Genomic DNA, 20,727 nt, shown 5'->3' with positions numbered 1-20,727 from the left:
GCCCGCCGCTACGGCCCGGCGTCCGGCGCGGTGCCGGTACCCCGGTCCGGAGAGGTGGCGGGCGCAGGGTGGTGCCTCGTGGACGGCCGCACAGGTCCCCGTGGGCAGCGGCGTCCACAGCGCCGGCCGCCGTCCACAGACCTGTTCGAGCGGCCCCACGGCGGCCGCGGCGCGAGCAGGGTCGCCGCATGGACCTCCCCACCGCGCAGCATCCCGCCGACCAGCTGGAGATCCGGCTCTCCGACCCGGGGGAGGTGGCCGCCGCGCTGCCGCAGCTGCTGGGGTTCCACCCCGCCGAGTCGGTGGTCCTGATCGGCCTCGGCGGGCCGTCCGGCGGGCGGGTCGGGCTGACCGTCCGGGGCGACCTGCCCCCGGACGGTGACGCTGCGCGGACGGCGCGGCTGCTGGTGCGCAGCCTGCACAGCGACCGGCCCGCCGCGGCGCTGGCCGTGGTGGTGTCCGACGAGGCCGACGACCCCGCTCCGGACGGCTCGGTGGCCGATCTGCTGCCGCACCGGGCGCTGGTGCACGAGCTGGTGCTGGCCCTGGCCGCGGCCGGCATCGCCCCGCGGGACGTGCTGCTCGTCCGGCGCGGGCGCTGGTGGTCCTACGACTGCCCGCACGCCTGCTGCGCACCGGGGGCGGGGACGCCGCTACCCGGTGGGGTGAGCGCGCTGGCGGCCGCCGCCGTCTGCACGGGGCAGGTGGTCGCGGCCGACCGGGCCGAGCTCGCCGAGCGGCTCGACGCCCCAACCGGGTCGGGGCCGGGCATGCAGGCCGCCTGCCTCCGCGCCGCCGCCGGCCGTGCGGCCCGGCTCCAGGAGGTGGGCCGGCCGGCGCTGGTGGAGGAGTCGTGGGCCGCGGTGCGGCGGGCGGTCGCCCGGTACCGGCCGGGCGCGGCCGGCCAGGGCCCGCTGGACGACGACGAGCTCGCCGCGCTGGGCTGGGCGCTGCGCGACGTGCGGGTGCGCGACCGCGCCCTGCAGCTCGCGCTCGGCCCCGACGCCGCAGCGGCGGAGGTGCTCTGGACAGAATGCACGCGGCGGGTGCCGGCGCCGCTCGACGCGGCGCCGGCCACCCTGCTCGCGGTCAGCGCGTGGCTGCGCGGCGACGGGGCGATGGCCGGCATCGCCCTGGACCGCGCCCTGGACGGCGACCCGGAGCACACCCTCGCGCTCCTGCTGAGGCGGGCCCTGGACGCCTGCCTGCCGCCCGCGGGCCTGCGGGACCTGATCGGGCGCGCGGCCGAGCCCGATCCGCAGGCGTGACCGCCGGGTGGAGCTCAGAGCAGCTCCGGCCGCCGCCACTCCTGGCCCAGCACGTGCTCGGCCAGGAAGGCCAGCACGGTCTCGTACCAGACGCGGCTGTTCCCCGGCGTCAGCACCCAGTGGTTCTCGTCGGGGAAGTAGAGGAACTTCGACGGCACGCCGCGCTTCTGCAGGCCGTACCAGAGCGCCAGGGCCTCACCGATCGGCACCCGGTAGTCCTTGTCGCCGTGGATGACCAGCGCCGGGGTGCGGATCTGGTCCACGTAGCGGTGCGGGGAGTTCTGCTCGTACCGGCGGGGCTCGGTGAAGGGGTCGCCCCACTCCTTCTCCCAGTAGTACGCGGCGTCGGTGGTGCCGGTGAACTGCTCCAGGTTCCACAGGCTGGCGTGGGTGACGATCGCCCGGAACCGGTCGGTCTGCGTGGCCACCCAGTTGGCCATGTAGCCGCCGAACGAGCCGCCCATCGCCGCTGTCCGCGCCTCGTCGATCTCCGGCCGCTGCTCGGCCGCGTCCACCGCCGCCATCAGGTCGGTGTAGGGGGCGTCGCCCCACTCGCCCCAGCCGCGGCGCACGAACTCCTGGCCGAAGCCCTGCGACAGCGCCGGGTTGGGCAGCAGCACCGCGTAGCCCTGGGCCGCCAGCACCCACGGGCACCAGCGCCACGACCACGAGTTCCAGCTCATCAGCGGCCCGCCGTGGATCCAGAGCACCAGCGGGGCGGGCGACTCCGCCGACGCGCCCTCCGGGAGGACCAGCCACGACTGCACCCGTGCGCCGTCGGCGGCGGTGGCGTCGAGCTCGTGCAGCGTCCCGGGCAGCCGGTCGACGGCCACGGGGGTGGGCAGGGGAGCGGGGTCCTGCATCGGGGTCGCCGGGTCCAGGCGGACCGGCAGGGACGGGGAGTCGACCGCCGACCGCAGGGCGTAGAGGGCGCTGCCATCGCGGGCGACCTGCAGGTCGCTGTAGGCGCCGTCGGCGGTGAGCCGCAGCGGCTCCCCGCCGTCGAGCGGCACGCGGAAGAGCGCGTGGCGGCCGTCGTCGTCGGCGAGGAAGTAGACGGCGGTGCCGTCGGCGGAGAACTGCGGGGCGCTGGGCCAGCGGTCGAAGCCGGGGGTCAGGTCGCGGGCGGTGCCGTCGGCGACGTCGACCACGAGCAGGGTGTAGTCCGGCGGGTCGGCGTAGGAGGACATCGCCTCCCGCACGCACACCAGCCGGCTGCCGTCGGGGGAGAAGGCGGCCCCGTGGACGTCGGCCAGCGGGTCGTCGACGAGCACCCGGGTCTCCCCGGACCCGGTGTCGACCAGCACCAGCCGGGTGCGCCGCCCGGCGGGGCCGTCGGGCACCTCCTCGGCCCGGACGAGCAGCGTCCCGTCGGGGGAGAGGTCGACGTCGTCGCCGGAGCCGTTCGGCGGTGCCGCGTCCGGGGTCAGGTCGCGCAGCTCCAGCGGCTGCTCCGCGCCGGGCTGCTCGTCGGCCGGCAGCTGCCCGGCCCAGAACAGGTGCGGCACCGCCGGCCCGAGGTCGTGGTCCCAGTACCGCACCGGGTAGGCCTCGTGCAGGATCGCCGACACCCCGGCCTCGGCCCGTGCCTTGCGCCGCTCCTCGTCCGCGTCCGGTGCCGACCCTCCGGCGATCGTGGCGGAGACGACCACGACGTCACCGCTGCCCGCGGCGACGGCGAAACCGGCGATGCCGCCCGGCCGGGCCAGCACTGGTCGCGCCTCGCCGCCGTCGGCGGGCAGGCGCCACAGCGCCGGCCTGGGTTCGGACGCCGGCTCCGCGCCGGGGTCGGGCCGGGCCGAGGTGAACAGCAGCGAGCCGTCCGGCGCCCAGGCCGGCGCCGACTCGCCGGGCGCGCTGCGGGTGAGCCGCCGGGCGGGCCGCACCCCCTGCGGGTCGATCTCCCACAGCGCCGTCTGCCACTTCTTGCCCTCGCGGTCGAGCGTCTGCAGCGGCACCGCGAGCCGAGTCCCGTCCGGCGAGAGGGCCAGGCCGCCGATCCGCGGGAGCGCGACGAAGTCGGCGAGGCGGTGGAAGGGCGTGGGAACCGGGTCGTCGGGGGCAGGAGCGGACGTGCTCACCGGGGCCTCTTCTCAGGCGGCAGCGGGGGACCGCCTCACCGTAGTGAGCCGGTGCCCGCCCCGCCGGGCGTCAGCGGACGTCCCAGGCCCGCAGGAACTCGTCGGGACCCGCCGGGTCACCACGACGTCGTCAGAGGAGCGGTGCGGCCTCGAGCGGGGTCAGCTCCTCGTCGGTGGCGCTGACGAACATGTGCTGGGCCACGCCCATCGGCAGCACGTACCCGTCGAGGCCCACCGAGCCCTCGACCAGCTGCGCGGTCATCGTCACGCCCGGGCGCACCCCGTGGTCGGCCAGCGAGCGCAGCAGCTCGGCGTTCTCCTGCAGCTGCTCGCTGATCCGGCGGATCACCACCGGGCGGCCCTCCGCCGTGGCGGTGGCGGACAGCAGCGTCAGCGAGTCCAGGACCGCGGAGGTCTCGCCCCCCAGCTGCTCGTCGCCGCGCAGGGCCTCCAGCCCGGGGATCGGGTTGCCGAAGGGCGACACCGTGGGGTTGCCGAGCAGCGACAGCAGGCGGCGCTCGACCGCCTCGCTCATCACGTGCTCCCACCGGCAGGCCTCCTCGTGGACGTCGGCGTAGTCCAGGCCGATGACGTCGACGAGCAGGCACTCGGCGAGCCGGTGCTTGCGCATGACCGCGGTGGCGAGCTGGCGCCCCTCCTCGGACAGCTGCAGGTGCCGGTCGCCCTCGACGGTGAGCAGCCCGTCGCGCTCCATACGGGCGACCGTCTGGCTGACCGTCGGGCCGCTCTGGTGCAGCCGCTCGGCGATGCGGGCCCGGAGCGGGACGATGCCCTCTTCCTCCAGCTCGAAGATCGTCCGGAGGTACATCTCGGTGGTGTCGATGAGGTCGTTCACAGGTCTCCTCCGTGTCGGGGGCCAGTCTACGGGGCCGGAGGCCCGGCACCGGGCCACCGGCGGGGTGGCTTCGCCGGCGCCCCGGGCACCCCGGCCCCGGGTCGCGCCCGCCCCGCGCCGCCGCGCCCGGCCGGGCGCGCCGGGAGGGGAGGTGCCCGTGAGCGACTCGGTCGCGATCGTCTGGGACGACGCGCTGCTCGGCTACACGATGGGCGGCGACCACCCGCTGCACCCGGTGCGGCTCGACCTGACGATGCGCCTCGCCGACGGCCTCGGCCTGCTGGCCTCCGACCGGCTCCAGGTGCTGAAGCCCGAGCCGGCCGGTGAGGACCTGCTCACCCTGGTGCACGACCCGGTCTACCTGGAGGCGGTGCGCCAGGCGCCGGCCGACCCGGGCGTCGGGTACGGCCTGGGCACCGCGGACAACCCGATCTTCCCGGAGATGTACGAGGCCGCCGCCCTGATCACCGGCGGCAGCGTGCTCGCCGCCCAGCAGGTGCACAGCGGTGCGGCGCAGCACGCCGTCAACATCTCCGGCGGCCTGCACCACGCGATGCGCGGATCGGCCTCGGGCTTCTGCGTCTTCAACGACGCCGCCGTCGCCATCGCCTGGCTGCTCGGCCAGGGGTACGAGCGGATCGCCTACGTCGACCTCGACGTCCACCACGGTGACGGCGTCCAGACGGCCTTCTACGACGACCCCCGGGTGCTCACGGTCAGCATCCACCAGACGCCGCTCACGCTGTTCCCGGGCACGGGCTTCCCGGAGGAGACCGGCGATCCCGACAAGGCGCTCGGCAGCGCGGTCAACCTCGCCCTGCCCAACGGCACCGACGACTCCTCCTGGCTGCGGGCGTTCACCGCCGTCGTCCCGAGCGTGCTCACGGCCTTCCAGCCGCAGATCATCGTGACCCAGTGCGGCTGCGACGCCCACCACGAGGACCCGCTGGCCGACCTCGCGCTCACCGTCGACGGGCAGCGCGCCAGTTACAAGGCCATGCACGAGCTGGCCCACGAGATCTGCGACGGGCGCTGGATCGCGCTGGGTGGCGGCGGGTACGGCCTGGTGCGCTGCGTGCCCCGGGCGTGGACCCACCTGATCGCCGAGGCCGGCGGCGTGAAGCTGGACCCCGCCACCGAGATCCCCGAGTCGTGGCGGGAGGACGTGCTGCGCCGCGGCCTGCGCGCCCGGCCCCCGACGCACATGACCGAGGGCGGGTACACCGGCTTCTCCCGCTGGGACGCCTTCACCGAGTCCCGCGTCGACCGGGCGATCATGCGCACCCGCCGCGCCAGCTTCCCGTACTTCGGCCTCGACCCGGACGACCCCCGTGACTGACGAAGGATCCCTCTCCCCACCACTGCTCGCAGGCTCGCAGCGGGCCCCTGGAGAGGGGCCGCCCGAGGAGCAGGAGAACCCCACCCCGCCGCCGGGCTGGGAGGCCGACATCGTCGCCGCCGACGGCGGCACGGTGCACCTGCGCCCGATCTGCCCCGAGGACGCCGAGGGCCTCAACGGCCTGATGGAGCGCAGCAGCGACCAGACCCGCTACTACCGGTTCTTCGGGCCGATGAAGCGGCTCTCCGAGCGCGACCTGCACCGGTTCACCCACGTCGACCACGACTCCCGCGTCGCCTTCGTGGTGCTGCTGGGCGACCAGGTCATCGCCGTCGGCCGCTACGACCGCTACCCCGGCACCGACGACGCCGAGGTGGCCTTCCTCGTCGAGGACGCCCACCAGGGGCGGGGGCTGGGCTCGGTGCTGCTCGAGCACCTCGCCGCGGCGGCCCGCGAGCGGGGCATCAAGCGCTTCGTCGCCGAGGTGCTCGCGCAGAACAGCAAGATGGTGCGCGTCTTCCGCGACGCCGGCTACAAGGCCGAGCGCAGCTACGAGGACGGCGTCGTCCACCTGACCTTCCCCATCGAGCAGACCGAGGACGCCCTCGCCGTCGCCTACGAGCGGGAGCAGCGCAGCGAGTCGCGGTCCATCGCCCGGCTGCTGACGCCGTCGTCGGTCGCCGTGGTCGGGGCCAGCAACGACGACGGCAAGATCGGCAACGCGGTGCTCCGGCACCTGCTGGACTACGGCTTCGCCGGGCCGGTCTACCCGGTGAACCCCGGCGCGCGGCACGTCCGGGGCGTGCCCGCCTACGCCGACATCGAGTCGATCCCCGACGACCTGGACCTGGCGATCCTGGCGGTGCCCGCCGGTGAGGTCGCCGGCGTGGTGGAGGCCTGCCGCCGCAAGCGGGTGCGTGGGCTGGTGGTCATCTCCGGTGGTTTCGGCGAGACCGGACCCGAAGGCCGTGAGCGCGAACGGCAGCTGGTCGCCGCGGCCCGGGCCTCCGGCATGCGCGTCGTCGGCCCCAACTGCCTGGGCGTGGTGAACACCGACCCGGAGGTGCGGCTCAACGCCAGCCTCGCGCCGATGGTCCCCGGACGCGGCCGGGTGGGCTTCTTCGCCCAGTCCGGGTCGCTGGGCGTCGCCCTCCTCGAGAGCGCGCGGAGCCGCAACCTCGGGCTGTCGTCCTTCGTGTCGGCCGGCAACCGCGCCGACGTGAGCGGCAACGACCTCCTGCAGTACTGGGCCACCGATCCCGGCACCGAGGTCGTGCTGCTGCACCTGGAGAGCTTCGGCAACCCGCGCAAGTTCGCCCGCCTGGCGCGCACCGTCGGGCGCACCAAGCCGGTGGTGGCGGTGAAGAGCGGCCGGCACGTGCAGGTCACCCGCGGGCTCGCCGGCACGTCGGTGGCGGTGCCGGAGCAGTCGGTGGCGGCGCTGTTCGCCTCGGCCGGCGTGATCCGCGTGGAGACCGTCGCGCAGATGTTCGACGTCGGCACCCTGCTGGCGCACCAGCCGCTGCCGGCGGGGAGGCGCGTGGCCGTCGTGGGCAACTCCACGGCGATCGGGTGGCTCGTCGCGGACGCCGTCCTGGAAGAGGCCCTGGAGCTCGCGCGCGAGGAACCCGTGGACATCGGGGCAGCGGGCACGCCGGAGGACTTCAGCGCCGCGTTGCAGGCAGCGGTGGACGACGACGGCGTCGACGCCGTCGTCGCCGTCTTCCTCCCGCCGCTCATGGCCGGCTCGGCGGAGTTCGGGCCGGCGCTGCGCGCGGTGGCGCGCACATCGGGCAAGCCGATCGTGGCGAGCTTCCTCTCGACCGAGGGGGTCCCGGAGGAACTCGCCGTGCTCGACGAGAACGGGGTGCCCGGCCGCGGCTCGGTGCCGTCCTACTCCACGCCGGAGCGGGCGGTGATCGCGCTGGCCAAGGCCGTCCAGTACGCGGAGTGGCGGCGGCGGCCGGTCGGCGACGTGCCGGAGCTGCCCGACGTCGACGAGGCCGCCGCCGAGCGCATCGTGCGGGCCGCGCTCGCGGGGGCGCCGGCCGGCCGGGAGCTCACCGACGACGAGCTGATCGGACTGCTGGCCGCCTACGGCATCCCGCTGCTGGGCACCCGCAGGGTCACCGACGCGGAGGCGGCGGTCGCGGCCGCGGAGGCGGTCGGGTACCCGGTCGTGCTCAAGTCCACCGCGCCGTGGTTGCGGCACCGGTCCGACCTCGGTGGCGTGCGCCTGGACCTGCCCGATGCCGAGGCGGTGCGCAGCGCCTTCACCGCCATCCCCTCCGGCGATCCGGTGATCGTGCAGGAGATGGCCGCACCCGGCGTGGCCACCGTCGTCGAGATCGTTGACGACCCGTCGTTCGGCGCGCTGGTGAGCTTCGGGCTCGGCGGCGTGGCCACCGACCTGCTGGGCGACCGCGCCTACCGCACCCTGCCGCTGACCGACCTGGACGCCGCGGAGCTGGTGCGCTCGCCGCGGGCCTTCCCGCTGCTGGACGGCTACCGCGGCTCCGAGCCGGTCGACCTCGCCGCGCTGGAGGACCTGCTGCTGCGGGTGGCCCGGCTGGCCGACGACCTGCCGGAGGTCCTGCGGCTGACGCTGGAGCCGGTGATCGTGGGCCCCGCCAACGCCTGGCACGGCGGCCGCTCGCTGGTCGTCGCCGGCGGCACCGGGCTGGTCGGCCCGCCCACCGCCCGCGTCGACCCCGGCCCGCGGAGGATGCGCTCGCCGGTGTGAACCGTCCCGGCCGCGACGATCAGGTGCCCTGATCCCAGAGCGTCCTCCCTCGCCGCACACCGTGAGGGAGGACGCTCGACGATCAGGTGAGCTGATCATCGATGCGCAGCCGACCCGGTGATGACGCAGCGAGGGCCGGCCACCCGCAGGTGACCGGCCCTCGCTGTGCCCGTGCCTACGCCAGGTAGTCGCGCAGGGCGTCGGCGCGCTGCGGGTCGCGCAGCTTGGCCATCGTCTCGCGCTCGATCTGCCGCACGCGCTCGCGGGAGAGGCCGAACTGCTTGCCGATCTGCTCGAGCGTCCGGGGCTGGCCGCCGTCCAGGCCGAAGCGCAGCACGACGACGTCCCGCTCGCGGTCCTCCAGCGTGGAGAGGACGTTGCGCACGTCGCCCTTCATCATCTGGAAGGCGACGGCGTCCTCGGCGACGGCGGCGTCGGCGTCCTCGATGAAGTCACCGAGCCGCGACTCCTCGTCGGCGCCGACGGTCTGGTCGAGGCTGACCAGGTCGCGGCTGTACTCCAGCAGCTCGGTGATCCGCTCCTCGGGCAGGTCGAGCTCGAGGCCCAGCTCCTCGGCGGTGGGCTCGCGCTCGAGCTCCTGGTGCATGCGCCGGCGGGTGCGGACCACCTTGTTGACCTGCTCGGCGAGGTGGACGGGCAGCCGGATGGTGCGCCCGGAGTCGGCCATCGCCCGGGTGATCGCCTGCCGGATCCACCAGGTGGCGTAGGTCGAGAACTTGAAGCCCTTGGTGTAGTCGAACTTCTCCACGGCGCGGATCAGGCCGACGTTGCCCTCCTGGATGAGGTCCAGGAACGTCATGCCGTGGCCGGTGTAGCGCTTGGCCACCGAGACGACGAGCCGCAGGTTGGCCTCCAGCAGGTGGGCCTTGGCGGCCTTGCCGTCGGTGGCGAGGATCTTGTAGTCGCGCTTGCGGGCGGGCGTGAGGCCCTCCTGCTCGCCGAGCAGCCGCTCGGCGTAGAGACCGGCCTCGATCCGCTTGGCCAGCTCCACCTCCTGCTCCGCGGTGAGCAGAGCGGTCTTGCCGATGGTGTTGAGGTAGACGCGCACGAGGTCGGTGGAGACCAGGCCGCTGGTGTCGGGCTCCCGCCGGGGGGCGCGCACGTCCAGGGTGTCGGTGGGGGAGGACTGCAGCAGCGTCACGATGGGTCTTCGTCCTTGCCTTGGTTTCGGATGCACCCGCCGGCGTCGATGGGCGGCGGTGCGATCCAGGCGTGGAGCGGGGGCCACGGTTCCGGGGTCACCGGCCGGTCCCGCTCTTCTCTGTCCGGTGTGGTACGCCCTGCACAACGGCCACTGAGGGGTCCGGTGTTCCGCGATCCGGTCGTTCACAGCAAACCGACAGGGAGTGTCTTCGGTCACCCGCGGATACCCGCCGCCGTGGAGTCCCAGACATGTCATTCGCATGACGACGGCGGCGGTTCAGACCTCCAGCAGCAGGGTCATCGGCCCCTCGTTGACCGACGACACCCGCATGCTCGCGCCGAAGACGCCGGTGGCCACCGTGGCACCCCGACGTCGCAGCTCCGCGACCACCGCCTCCACCAGCGGCTCGGCGAGCTCGCCCGGGGCGGCGTCCTGCCACGACGGCCGTCGGCCCTTGCGCGTGTCGGCGTAGAGGGTGAACTGGCTGACGACGAGCACCGGGAGACCGAGGTCGGACGCCGAGACGGCCCCGTCGGGCCCGGTGAAGATGCGCAGCTCGTGGATCTTGCGCGCCATCGCCCGCGCGCAGTCGGCGTCGTCGTCCCGGCCCACTCCGACCAGTGACAGCAGTCCCGGACCGATCTCGCCGACGACGGCACCCTCGACCGTTACAGCCGCTGCAACCACCCGGCTCACCACCGCTCTCACCGGGGCATCCTCCCCGACGGCGCCGGCGGCGGCGCGGGCCGCCCGGCTCACAGGCACCTGCCCGCTCGACGCCCAGCCGCACCACAGCCGGCGGGCCGAGGCTGCTGCCGGGTCGGTCACGACGGACCGATCCGGACCGAGGAGGGGAACGTGCGGAAGAAACTGATCATCGCCACGACCGCCGGGGCGCTCGCGCTGGGCGGAGGGCTGGCGGTCGCCGTCCCGGCGCTGGCCGACGAGGAGGCCTCGACCACCCGCCAGGACCGGATCCGGGACGCCCTGTCGGGGCTGGTGGACGATGGCTCTCTCACGGGGGAGCAGGCCGACGAGGTCGCCGCGACCCTGGCCGAGAGCGGGCTCGGCGGAGGCCGTGGTCACGGCCCTGCGGCCCGACCGCACCTCGCCGCGGCCGCGACGGCGCTCGACCTGACGGAGGACGAGCTGCGGGAGGCGCTGGCCACCGAAGGCACCTCACTGGCCGACGTCGCCGAGCAGCAGGGCGTGGCCGTCGAGGTGCTCGGCGATGCGCTCGTGGCGGCGCAGGAGGAGCGCATCGCCCAGGCCGTCGAGGACGGTGACCTCACGCAGGAGGAGGCCGACGAGCGCCTCGCCGACCTGGAGGAGCGGGTGAGCGCGCGGGTGGCCGACGAGGACGCGGGCGCCGGCGGGCGCGGAGGACGGCACCGGGACTGATCCGCGCGCAGGACGGCGGTGTCGCGCCCGCGCGCGGCACCGCCGTCCTCGTGCCCCGCCCGCAGCCCTGTGGATGCGCAGGGCGGTGAGCCTGCTCAGGCGGAGGGCTCCGGCAGCACGCGTCCCGGCGGCCGAGCCGTCGTCACGGGCGGTGCGTGCCGAGCGGTGGCACCGGTTCCAGGCAACCCCACACCACCTTGCGGCCCGCGTGCACGCCCCAGCCGTGCGCCGGGCACAGGGCCGCCACCAGGTTCAGGCCCATGCCGCCGGCAGAGGGGTCCCGGCCGATGGGTGGGGAGGGCGGACGATCGGCCGCGGCGTCGCTGACCTGGAGCAGCCAGCCCCCGGCGGTGCCGGTGACGGTCACCTGCACCGGTGGGGACCCGTGCCGCAGCCCGTTCGAGACGAGCTCTTCGAAGACCAGCAGGAGCCGGTCGAGATCGTCGTCGCAGGGACCGCTCACCGCCGCCGAGCCGACCACCGCGGTGCGCAGCTGCGCCCGTCCGGCGCTGATCTCGGCGGCCGTGGCTGGCTCCCCGTGGTACAGGGACGGCATCCCTGCGTCGGGCGCCGGCGGTGGCCGGTACGCCCAGAACTGCTGTGTCATGTACCTCTCCCGGGATGCCGGACGACCGGCATGCGAGAGGTCCTCGTCCCCGGGAGAGCGGCAGTGCGCACCCGTCGAGCAACCGGACCCGTGCTGTCTGACTCCGTCCGCCGCCCGGTACCCAGCCGCCGGTGCGGTAAGCAGGTGGCCCCGCGCGAAGGTGCCCCCGGCGTCGACAGGCGTGGCGTCGGCCGCCAGCCCAGGCGCCGACCCGCGTCGAACGGTGCGTCCAGCAGCGGCGTACCCCCAGCGGTGCCCCCACCGGGTACCGCGGCCGAGGTCACCGCCCCCGGTGTCGACGGAGACCGGAGGCCGAGCCGTGGCCCGCGACCAGAACGCGACCCCCGTCGACGCCGCCGAGGCCCTGGAACGCCTGGGCCGGCTCTCCCTGCACGACCTGTCGATGGACGGCCTGCTCCAGACGGTCGCCGACCTCACCAGGACGGTGATGCCCGGGAACCCCGAGGCGTCGGTCCTCCTGCTGGTCCGGGACCGGCCCGCCACGGTGGTGCACACCGGCGAGCTCGTCCTGGACCTCGACGAGACCCAGTACGACCGCGGCCGGCGGGCTCAGCTCCCGCCGGTGGCGCGCAGGACCAGGACGGCGAGGTCGTCGGCCGGGTGGCCGGACTGGAACTCCAGGGCCGAGGCCTCCACCCGCCCCGCGATGTCCGCGGCGCCGGCCCCCCGGGACGCAGCGAGCAGCGAGCGCAGCCGTTCCTCACCGAAGAACTCGAGGTCGCCCGTACGGGCCCGGTACCGCGCCTCGGTGACCCCGTCGCTGTAGAGGACCAGGACGTCACCGGCTGCCAGGCTCGCTCCGGCGACCGGCAGGTCGACCTCGGGGAAGCTGCCCAGCAGCGTCCCGGGGGTGCCCACCTCCTCCACGGCCCCGGTGCCGCTGCGGAGCACCAGGGGCAGCGGGTGGCCGGCCGAGGCCGTGCGCAGGTCGATCCGGTCCCCGGTCCGCCGGGCGAGGACGCAGGCGGCGGTGCACGTCCCGTTCGGGGTGCCCTGCCGCAGCAGGACGGCGTTGGCCGTGCGCAGGACCTCCGCCGGATCGGACGTGCGCACGGCGGCGGCCCGGATGCCGTAGCGGACGGCGGCGGTGAGCGAGGCGGCGACCGGCCCGGTGCCCTGGACGTCACCGATGACCAGCAGCCAGGAGGAGTCGTCGAGCTCGACGAGGTCGTAGAAGTCCCCGCCGACGGTGGAGGCCGTCCCGCCGGGCCGGTACGCGGCTGCCAGCTCCGCCCCTGCCGGTTGCGGCAGGACGGGCGGCAGGAGGCTGGTCTGCAGGTCCTCGGCCAGCCGACGGTGGCGTTCCTCGGAGGCGGCCAGCGCCTCGGCGAGCCGGCGCTCGGTGGTCACGTCGGCCACGACCACGCACAGCCCGATGACCTGGCCGTCGTGCCGGACGGGGAAGAAGCTGGTGCTCCAGTGGTGGACCTGCCCCGGCCGGCTGCCGACGGCGCCGGTCATGAGGACGTCCCGCCGCGGGCGGCCGGACCGCATCACCTCCCGGTACAGGACCTCCGCCTCGCCGCCGACCCCGGGATGCAGCTCGGCGGGCGTCCGGCCGAGCAGCTCGGCGGCCGGCAGACCGTTCATCTCCTCGAGCACCGGGTTGACCCGGACGTGCCGGACCTCCTCGTCGAACAGCCCGATGCCGAGCGGCGCGCTGTCGATGACGGCGTCCAGCTGGGCGGCGATCACCTGGAGCCGGCTGGGTTCTCGTCCGGGAGCTTCAGGCACAGGGAGGACTGTAGGCAGCCGGTTCCGCTCCTGCGCGGTCCGCGCCGAGCGGGCTGCACGGGCACGCCGACCGGGACGTCCGGAACCGGACCCTCGCGGTGGGGGGCGCGGCAGCGGGTGGGCGCCCCAGCCGCCGCGAGGCGGCTCTGCGATGACCGGCCGTCACAGGACCGACATGTTCCCGTCCGGTCCGGATCGCATGCCGTTCCCGGCGCCGGGTAGCGCCGAGGAGGACCGGTCCTTGGACGACGGACACCTACTGGACGGAGTGACGCGGTGAAGGCGCTGACATGGCAGGGGACGGGCAAGGTCTCGGTGGAGACGGTGCCTGACCCGGTGATCCAGGAGCCGACCGATGCGGTCGTGCGGATGACGTCGACGGCGATCTGCGGCTCGGATCTGCACCTCTACGACGTCCTCGGGATGTACCTGGACAAGGGGGACGTCATCGGCCACGAGCCGATGGGGATCGTCGAGGAGGTCGGCTCCGAGGTCACCCACGTCAAGCCCGGTGACCGGGTGGTCATCCCGTTCAACATCTCCTGCGGGCACTGCTGGATGTGCACCCACGGCTTCATGGCGCAGTGCGAGACGACGCAGGTGCGCGAACAGGACAAGGGCGCGGCCCTGTTCGGCTACACGAAGCTGTACGGCCAGGTGCCAGGCGGGCAGGCCGAGTACCTGCGCGTGCCGCAGGCGCAGTTCGGGCCCATCAAGGTGCCGCAGGAGCACGCCGACGAGCGGTGGCTGTTCCTGTCCGACATCCTGCCGACGGCCTGGCAGTCGGTGAAGTACGCCGACGTCGGTGAGGGTGACAGCTGCGCGGTGATCGGACTCGGCCCGGTCGGCCAGTTCGCCACGCGGGTCGCCAAGCACCTCGGCGCCGAGCAGGTGATCGGCGTGGACAACGTGCCCGAGCGGCTGGAGATGGCCCGGCGGCACGGCATCACCGTGCTCGACAGCAACGAGATCGACGACGTCCCGGCGGCGATCCGCGAACTGACCCGCGGGCGCGGCGTCGACGGCGTCGTCGATGCGGTCGGGATGGAGGCCCACGGCACCCCGTTCCAAGAGGTCGCCCAGCGGGCCGCCGGCCTGCTGCCGGACGGGCTGGCCCGCAAGGCCGTCGAGACCTTCGGCGTGGACCGGATGGCGGCGATGCGGACGGCCTTCGACTCCGTCCGCCGCGCCGGCACGGTGTCGCTCATCGGCGTGTACGGCGGCGAGGCCGACCCGATGCCGATGATGCAGTTGTTCGACAGGGGCGTCACCATGCGCATGGGGCAGGCGCACGTGAAGCGCTGGATCGACGACATCATGCCGGCGCTGCAGGACGACGCCGATCCGCTGGGGACCGAGGACCTCACCACCCACAAGATGGCGCTCGACGAGGCCCCGCACGGTTACGAGATCTTCAAGAACAAGGAAGACGGCTGCATCAAGGTCGTCCTCAAGCCGTGAGTCGGGGCGTCGATCTCGACGGTGCCGCGGTCGTCGTCACCGGGGCGTCCAGCGGCATCGGCCGGGCCGCCGCGCAGCGGTTCGCCGGGCGGGGTGCGAACGTCGTCCTGGCTGCGCGCGGCGGCCCGTCGCTGGACGCGGCGGCGGCGGAGTGCCGGGCGGCCGGGGCGCGGGCCGTGGCCGTGCCCACCGACGTCGCCGACAGCGAGGCGGTGGAGGCGCTGGCCCGTCGGGCGGTCACGGCGTTCGGCCGCATCGACGTGTGGGTCAACGCGGCGGCCGTCATGGCCTACGGCGCGATCGGGGAGGTCCCCGTCGACGTGCAGCGCCGCATCATCGAGGTCAACCTCCTCGGCACGATGCAGGGCGCACGGGCCGCGCTCCCGGTGCTGAAGCGGCAGGGCCGCGGCGTGATCATCAACATCGCTTCGCTGTACGCGAAGATGACCTCGCCCTACGTCAGCGCCTACGCGACGAGCAAGTTCGGGATCGTGGGCTTCTCCGAGGTGCTGCGCCAGGAGCTGAAGCAGGACCGAGGCATCCACGTGTGCACGATCCTGCCCGGCTCGATCGACACGCCGATCTTCCGGCATGCCGCGAACTACACGGGGCGGACGATCAAGCCGGTGCCACCGGTCTCCTCGCCGACGCGGGTCGCCCGGGCCGTCGTCCGGTGCGCCGAGCACCCGCGGCGGGAGGTGACGGTCGGGCAGCTGCACCACCTCGGGTCGTGGGGGCACGCGCTGCTGCCGCGCACCTACAGCGAACTGGCACCGCTGGCCATGCGGTTCGTGGCCCTCGGCAAGCAGCCGGCACCGGCCGACGACGGGAACGTGTTCACACCGCAGCCCGATCTCGACGCCGTGCGCGGCGGCTGGCCGAACAGGGCCGCCCGCGCAGCCGTGGGCGTCGGTGCCGTCGTCGCGGCGGCCGGCGCCCTGGGCGCGCTGCGCCGGGCCGTCGAGCGCGCACCGTGATGCTGCATGTCCTCGGGAGGCCGTGGTCCCGGCGGTGAGGGGTTCAGCTCCCGAGAGGCGGGAGTGACCTCCTCCTGACCGGTCCTGCGACCCGAGTGGTGCGACAGGACAGGCGGATCGGCCCCGACGTCACCACGGCACCAGGCCGTCCACCGACTTTGTCGGCCAGGTGACGTTCGCCGGTACGGGCGACCGGGAGAGGGCAGGGCAGACGCGGCGCTGACGCGCGCCCGGAACCGCAACCTCCGTCCGTCCTTGCCATCGCCGGGACGGACTCGACGACGAGCGAGGACGAGATGAACGAATCCGCAACGCACCGACCTGGCACGCTCGCCCCTGAGCCGGTGGGGCGCCGGCTGCTCCGCGGGGCCATCGGCGGCATCGTCGCCGGCATCCCCTTCGCGGTGATCACGATGTGGTTCGCCGCCACGACCGGTGGCGGCTGGCTGGCGCCGCTCAAGCTCATCTCCACGATCGTGCTGGGCGCCGACGCCCTCCAGGCCGGCACCGCTCAGCCGTGGGTCGGCGTCGCCGTCCACATGGTGCTCTCCGCCCTCCTGGGCATCGCCTTCGCGCTCATCGCCCCGGCGCTGCGCACCAACGGCACCGCCGCGTTGGTCGGGACCGTCTACGGCGCACTCATCTACGTGGTCAACTTCGTGATCATCGCGAACACGATCCTGCCGCAGTTCCAGATGCCCAACCAGCCGTTCGAGCTGGTCATGCACATCGTCTTCGGAACCCTGCTGAGCTTCTTCTTCTACAGCTCGGGCGTGCGCCGCGACGAGCCCTTCCTCGCCACCGGCCGACGGTGAGGTTCGCCGCATCCGGAGGGAGGCGGCGAGCAAGGCACCGGCCTCCGACGGAAGTCCTGCCCTACGCGCTGCGGGCCGTCGGGGGCCGGTCGTCCGACGAGGACCGGGTGACCCGGACCGAGACAGCCGATCGGCCTCGCGCTGGCCCGGCGGCAGCGCCGGCGCACGTAACGATCAGACTCGACCCGGGCCGGCCTGTGGCACCGGCCGGGACACATCCGGTCGGGTCGAGAGACGCCGCATGCAGCAACTCCGCTGTTGTGCTGGCGTGCGATTCGTTGACCCATCTTTCGGCGGGGCGCCATCGCCGCCATACCTACACCTGCTGCCCGTCGACGGACGCGCAGCCACCCGCACGTTCCACGATGCAGTGGACGGTCGCCTCGCAGCCCGCAGCGGCCGGTTGTCCGCGTGGAGCGGTGGGCGGGTCGGGACTGCTGCGACGATCGGTCAGCCGGTCAGGCCGCCGAGCCGCAGGAGCAGGTCCCGCACGTCCGTGGCAGCCACGCGGTCGCGGGTGACGGATGGGCCGGAGCGGACCAGGACGGGGCCGTCCCGAGGATCGTCGGGCAGCCGTCCGTGCGAGCCGCGGACCGGTGACGGGTCCAGCGGCACCACGTTCGTGGTGTAGCGGAAGCCGGGCTTCTTCGGGCCAGGGCGAGGCCGGCGCGGGCCTTGGATCGGACGCCACCAACCAATCCCGCGGCCGCCGACCGTCCCGCATGCGAGAGGAACTTGCGGTTGTGTTACAGCTCACAGCGACCGGCTTTCGGCTTGCGACCGGGTGGGCAGTCGCGGACCCGGCTGTCAGACGTGCAGCCGTGTGGACGTGGGCCGTCGTCTCTCCGCGACCGTCCACCGAACAGGGGACGGTGCCGATCATGAAGAGGACAGCGAAGAGCAGGTTGGGCGCCGCCGCGGCGCTCGGGCTGCTCGGAACGGCCAGCGGCCTGGGCGCGACGGGGGCGGCAGCCGCGCCTGCATCACCGGCCGGCGAATTCGACCTCCCCGAGGGCTACCAGATCGAGCAGGTCGTCGGCGGGCTGCAGCTGCCCAGCTCGATCACCTGGGACGACGAAGGGCGCATGTACGTGGGCGAGGCCGGCAGCGGTCTCTTCCCCGAGCAGCTCGCGCCCATCCGGATCCTCGAGGTCGCGAACGGGCAGGCGACGCCGGTCATCGAGCTCGACGAGGCGATCGAGCCTGCGCTGGTCGGCCTGAAGTGGCACGACGGCGCCTTCTACTTCACCCACCGCGCCGATGACCTCACCGGGGCGGTGTCGCGGGCCACGCCCGACGGTGAGGTGGAGCTGTTGTTCCAGGGGATCCTGGACAGCCAGGCCGAGCACCAGATCAACGACATCGACGTGGGGCCCGACGGCCGAATGTACGTGTCGGTGGGGCCGGCCGGCAACGCCGGGGTGATGGGTCCCTCTGTCGCCCCCTGGGTCATGCGCAGCCCGGGCGTGCACACCACGCCGTGCGAGGACATCGTGCTGACCGGGCACAACTTCCAGACCCCGAACTTCCTGACCGAGGACCCGGACGACATGGTGCTCACCGGGGCCTACGTGCCGTTCGGCACCGCGACCGAGCCCGGGCAGGTGATCGAGGGCGTGGAGAAGTGCGGCGGGTCGATCCTGACCTTCGATCCGGACAACGCCGAGGAGACCATCGAGACCCACGCGTGGGGCTTCCGCAACCTGCTCGGCCTCACCTGGAACGAGGACGGCGAAATGTTCGCCGCCGAGAACGGCTACGACATCCGCGGGTCCCGCCCGGTGCAGGGCGAGATCGATGCGTCGCTGCGGGTCGAGCCCGGCCGCTGGTACGGGATACCGGAGTACTCCGCCAGCCGTGAACCGCTGACGGATCCCAAGTTCGAGCCACCGGACCAGTTCCAGGTGCCGGTGTTCCTCGGCACCGACGAGGAGCTGGGGAAGATCCTCGGATCGGTCATCGATGTGGAGGCCAGCGGCCTTACCCCGCCCGACCCCGAGTGGGTTCTCGGACGGCACGAGTTCAACTCGTCCCCGTCGATGATCGACATCGCACCCGAGGGCTTCGGGGAGTTCGCCGGACAGATGTTCGTCGCCGAGTGGGGAGACCTGGCTCCGCCGACCAACCCGCTGCGCGAGGGGAACATCGGGCGCCAAGTTGTGGCGGTCGACACCGAGACCGGCGAGATCACCCCGTTCGTGAAGGGTGATCCCATCGCACGCCCGTTCGACGTGCAGTTCGGCCCGGACGGCGCGATGTACATCGTCGACTACGGCATCGTGAACATCGACATGGAGATGAAGCCGCCGTACGCCTACCAGCCGGGCACCGGTGGCATCTGGAAGGTGACCCGGATGCCGGTCGGCGGCGTCGACGCCGGCGGCGGCAGCACCGCCGGTGTCGAGTCGATGGGTTTGTTCCTCCTCGGCGGCACGGCTCTGGCCGGTGCCGCCGTCGCGGGCACCATGGCCATCCGCCGCCGCAGCGCTCAGGAGGCCTGAGCTCGGGCACTCGGACGGCGGCCCCTCGCGGTCCCCGTGGCCGTTGGCGCAGCCTCGCGTCAACGGCCACGGGGAGTGCTCACCGCCGGTGCCTCACCTGGGCCGCGAGCCCGGAGGCGGGCTACGTCACGGGGACCACCATCGTCGACGGGGCGTGTCCCTCTACCCGAGGTTCGCCTGATCCCGCCGTTCAGTGCCGGCGCGTGACCCCGAGCAGGTCTGCCACGAAACCGAGGCTCGCCGGCACGGGGCAACCGGTCGCGTCGAGGATGTGGTTCATCATCTCGAAGTTCGCGCACACGCCGACTGCGGCGGCGGTCTTCCGCGGGCCGGCGGCACGGATCAGTGCGTCGCGGCTCTCCTCGAGCCGCTGGCCGGTCACCATGGCGGTCGCGAGATCGCGAAGTTCTGCCCCCCAGGGAAGACCGGGGTCGATGCCGGTGTCGGTGACCGCGCGGAGATCCACGGACGTCCCGGTCGTCTTCTGCACACTCGCACGGAGCATGTTGGCGTGGGCGATCAGCTAGTAGAAGCAGTCGTTGAGCAGCGAGACGCGCGCGGCCAGCAGCTCCATCTGCGCACGGGACAGCACGTCCTGGTACGCCAGATCCGCCATCCGCTCGGTGCTCAGGTAGAGCTGGGCGTGGAGCTGGTCCCGAGCCTCCTCCTCGGCGGGTACCGCGGACAGGGCGTACCGGGCGCCGTCCTCGGGATGGGTGGGCACGAAGGCGTTCCGCCACCGGACCTGACCGTTGCGCTCCCCTGTGGGCTCTCCCGGCTCAGGGTCGGGGAGGGCCTCCTCCGCGGATCCGACCCCGCGGACATAGGCGTCCACTGCCGCCAGCCGGCTGACGACGCCCACGACCTCGACGTACTCCTCGATCGCCATGCCCTGGCCACGCAGGTCGGAGACCCATTCCCGGGTGACGAGGTCTGCGGCGGCCGACACGGACTGCGCCACCTCGGTCAGCAGGGCGGGAAGTCCCGCGTCCGCATCGCTGAACGTGCGTGCGGCCCGCGCCTCCCGGGCGACGGCCACGCGTTCCGGTCCTGACAGCCATGTGCCAGGCGCCGCCAGTCGCGCCCATTCGCGGCGCAGCTCAGCGCGGACCCCGTCCGGTAGCGGCAGCACGGCGTCGGTCAACTCGAAGGCCACGTGCGACACGCTTGCGCATCGGTTCCGTCCGCGCCGACCGAGTCGACGCCCAGTGCCGGGCCGCTCCGGCAGCTCAGGAGACGCCGCGTTCGCTCTCAGCAGGCGCAGCCAGACCTCGCTGAGCGTGGGGAAGGCGGGCACGGCGTGCCACAGGGTGTCGATCGGCACCTGGCCGACGATCGTGATGGTCGCTGCGTGCTGCAGCTCCCCGACGCCCGGGCCGACGAAGGTCGCGCTGACCAGCAGCCGGCGGTCGGCGTCGATGACCAGCTGCGCGGTGCCGTCGACGTCCTTGCCGGCCAGGGCGCCCGCGGCTGTGGCGCCGATGTCGTAGCGGGCGGTCCGCACGTCGATTCCCGCCTCGCGGGCCGGCCCCTCGGTCGTGCCGACGGCGGCCACCTGGGGATCGGTGAAGGTCACGCGGGGCACGGCCACGTGGTCGGCCCAGGCCTGCCGGGCGCGTCCGGCGATGTTGTCGCCGACGAGCCGGGCCTGGTACTTGTCCTGGTGAGTCAGCAGCGCCCGGCCGTTCACGTCCCCGGCGGCGTACAGCCAGCCGCCGTCCACGCCTGGACTCATCTCGAGCGACACGTTCATCCCGC

The 20,727-nt window shown here is 73.7% G+C and carries 16 protein-coding genes; 8 read left to right on the top strand and 8 right to left on the bottom strand.

Annotation, left to right across the window (positions count from 1 at the left end; all coding sequences use genetic code 11):
* The first annotated feature begins 188 nt into the window (after positions 1-188).
* Positions 189-1,268, top strand: a complete 1,080-nt coding sequence (locus tag QOZ88_RS08295; RefSeq protein ID WP_305999319.1) for a DUF4192 domain-containing protein — start codon at positions 189-191, stop codon at positions 1,266-1,268.
* Between the two features lie 14 nt (positions 1,269-1,282).
* Here QOZ88_RS08295 and QOZ88_RS08290 read toward each other — a convergent pair whose 3' ends face one another.
* Positions 1,283-3,349, bottom strand: a complete 2,067-nt coding sequence (locus QOZ88_RS08290) for a S9 family peptidase (RefSeq protein WP_305999318.1) — start codon at positions 3,347-3,349, stop codon at positions 1,283-1,285.
* A gap of 130 nt (positions 3,350-3,479) precedes the next feature.
* Entirely contained in the window at positions 3,480-4,205 is a 726-nt protein-coding gene (locus QOZ88_RS08285) for a metal-dependent transcriptional regulator (RefSeq protein WP_305999317.1), read from the bottom strand.
* Between the two features lie 157 nt (positions 4,206-4,362).
* Here QOZ88_RS08285 and QOZ88_RS08280 point away from each other — a divergent pair, with 157 nt between their 5' ends.
* Both QOZ88_RS08280 and QOZ88_RS08275 read left to right on the top strand, forming a co-directional pair.
* Positions 4,363-5,544, top strand: a complete 1,182-nt coding sequence (locus tag QOZ88_RS08280) for an acetoin utilization protein AcuC (RefSeq protein ID WP_305999316.1) — start codon at positions 4,363-4,365, stop codon at positions 5,542-5,544.
* Positions 5,537-8,287 (top strand): bifunctional acetate--CoA ligase family protein/GNAT family N-acetyltransferase, encoded by a 2,751-nt coding sequence (locus QOZ88_RS08275; RefSeq protein ID WP_305999315.1) that lies wholly within the window; start codon positions 5,537-5,539, stop codon positions 8,285-8,287. The genes QOZ88_RS08280 and QOZ88_RS08275 overlap by 8 nt, the downstream gene beginning before the upstream one ends.
* Before the next feature lie 175 nt (positions 8,288-8,462).
* Here QOZ88_RS08275 and sigB read toward each other — a convergent pair whose 3' ends face one another.
* Both sigB and dtd read right to left on the bottom strand, forming a co-directional pair.
* Entirely contained in the window at positions 8,463-9,449 is a 987-nt protein-coding gene (sigB, locus tag QOZ88_RS08270; protein WP_305999314.1) for an RNA polymerase sigma factor SigB, read from the bottom strand.
* Positions 9,450-9,728: 279 nt separating this feature from the next.
* On the bottom strand, positions 9,729-10,280 hold the full coding sequence (gene dtd, locus QOZ88_RS08265; RefSeq protein WP_319946878.1) for a D-aminoacyl-tRNA deacylase: 552 nt from the start codon (positions 10,278-10,280) through the stop codon (positions 9,729-9,731).
* A gap of 30 nt (positions 10,281-10,310) precedes the next feature.
* Here dtd and QOZ88_RS08260 point away from each other — a divergent pair, with 30 nt between their 5' ends.
* Positions 10,311-10,853, top strand: coding sequence for a hypothetical protein (locus QOZ88_RS08260; protein ID WP_305999313.1), 543 nt, complete (start codon positions 10,311-10,313; stop codon positions 10,851-10,853).
* Between the two features lie 142 nt (positions 10,854-10,995).
* On the opposite strand, the gene QOZ88_RS08255 is transcribed toward QOZ88_RS08260, so the two are convergent.
* A complete protein-coding gene (locus QOZ88_RS08255; RefSeq protein ID WP_305999312.1) occupies positions 10,996-11,460 on the bottom strand; it encodes an ATP-binding protein in 465 nt (154 codons plus the stop codon).
* 570 nt (positions 11,461-12,030) lie between these two features.
* Complete coding sequence (locus QOZ88_RS08250; protein ID WP_305999311.1) at positions 12,031-13,215, bottom strand: PP2C family protein-serine/threonine phosphatase; 1,185 nt, start codon at positions 13,213-13,215, stop codon at positions 12,031-12,033.
* A gap of 276 nt (positions 13,216-13,491) precedes the next feature.
* Here QOZ88_RS08250 and QOZ88_RS08245 point away from each other — a divergent pair, with 276 nt between their 5' ends.
* From QOZ88_RS08245 to QOZ88_RS08230, 4 genes are all read left to right on the top strand, one after another.
* On the top strand, positions 13,492-14,676 hold the full coding sequence (locus QOZ88_RS08245) for a zinc-dependent alcohol dehydrogenase (RefSeq protein WP_305999310.1): 1,185 nt from the start codon (positions 13,492-13,494) through the stop codon (positions 14,674-14,676).
* A complete protein-coding gene (locus QOZ88_RS08240) occupies positions 14,673-15,653 on the top strand; it encodes an SDR family oxidoreductase (protein WP_305999309.1) in 981 nt (326 codons plus the stop codon). Before QOZ88_RS08245 ends, QOZ88_RS08240 begins: the two co-directional genes overlap by 4 nt.
* Positions 15,654-15,949: 296 nt before the next feature.
* The gene (locus QOZ88_RS08235) at positions 15,950-16,468 is read left to right on the top strand and encodes a hypothetical protein (protein WP_305999308.1); all 519 of its coding nucleotides are present in this window, start codon (positions 15,950-15,952) and stop codon (positions 16,466-16,468) included.
* Positions 16,469-17,349: 881 nt separating this feature from the next.
* On the top strand, positions 17,350-18,969 hold the full coding sequence (locus QOZ88_RS08230) for a PQQ-dependent sugar dehydrogenase (protein ID WP_305999307.1): 1,620 nt from the start codon (positions 17,350-17,352) through the stop codon (positions 18,967-18,969).
* A 190-nt stretch (positions 18,970-19,159) separates the two neighbouring features.
* On the opposite strand, the gene QOZ88_RS08225 is transcribed toward QOZ88_RS08230, so the two are convergent.
* Positions 19,160-19,459: a hypothetical protein gene (locus QOZ88_RS08225; RefSeq protein WP_305999306.1), complete on the bottom strand. Its 300-nt coding sequence runs from the start codon at positions 19,457-19,459 to the stop codon at positions 19,160-19,162.
* A gap of 33 nt (positions 19,460-19,492) precedes the next feature.
* Entirely contained in the window at positions 19,493-20,722 is a 1,230-nt protein-coding gene (locus tag QOZ88_RS08220; RefSeq protein WP_305999305.1) for a hypothetical protein, read from the bottom strand.
* Between the last annotated feature and the right edge of the window lie 5 nt (positions 20,723-20,727).

The sequence above is a fragment of the Blastococcus carthaginiensis genome (genome assembly GCF_030731085.1).
GTDB classification, from domain to species: Bacteria; Actinomycetota; Actinomycetes; order Mycobacteriales; family Geodermatophilaceae; genus Blastococcus; species Blastococcus carthaginiensis.
This window is presented reverse-complemented; position numbering and strand designations above follow the sequence as displayed.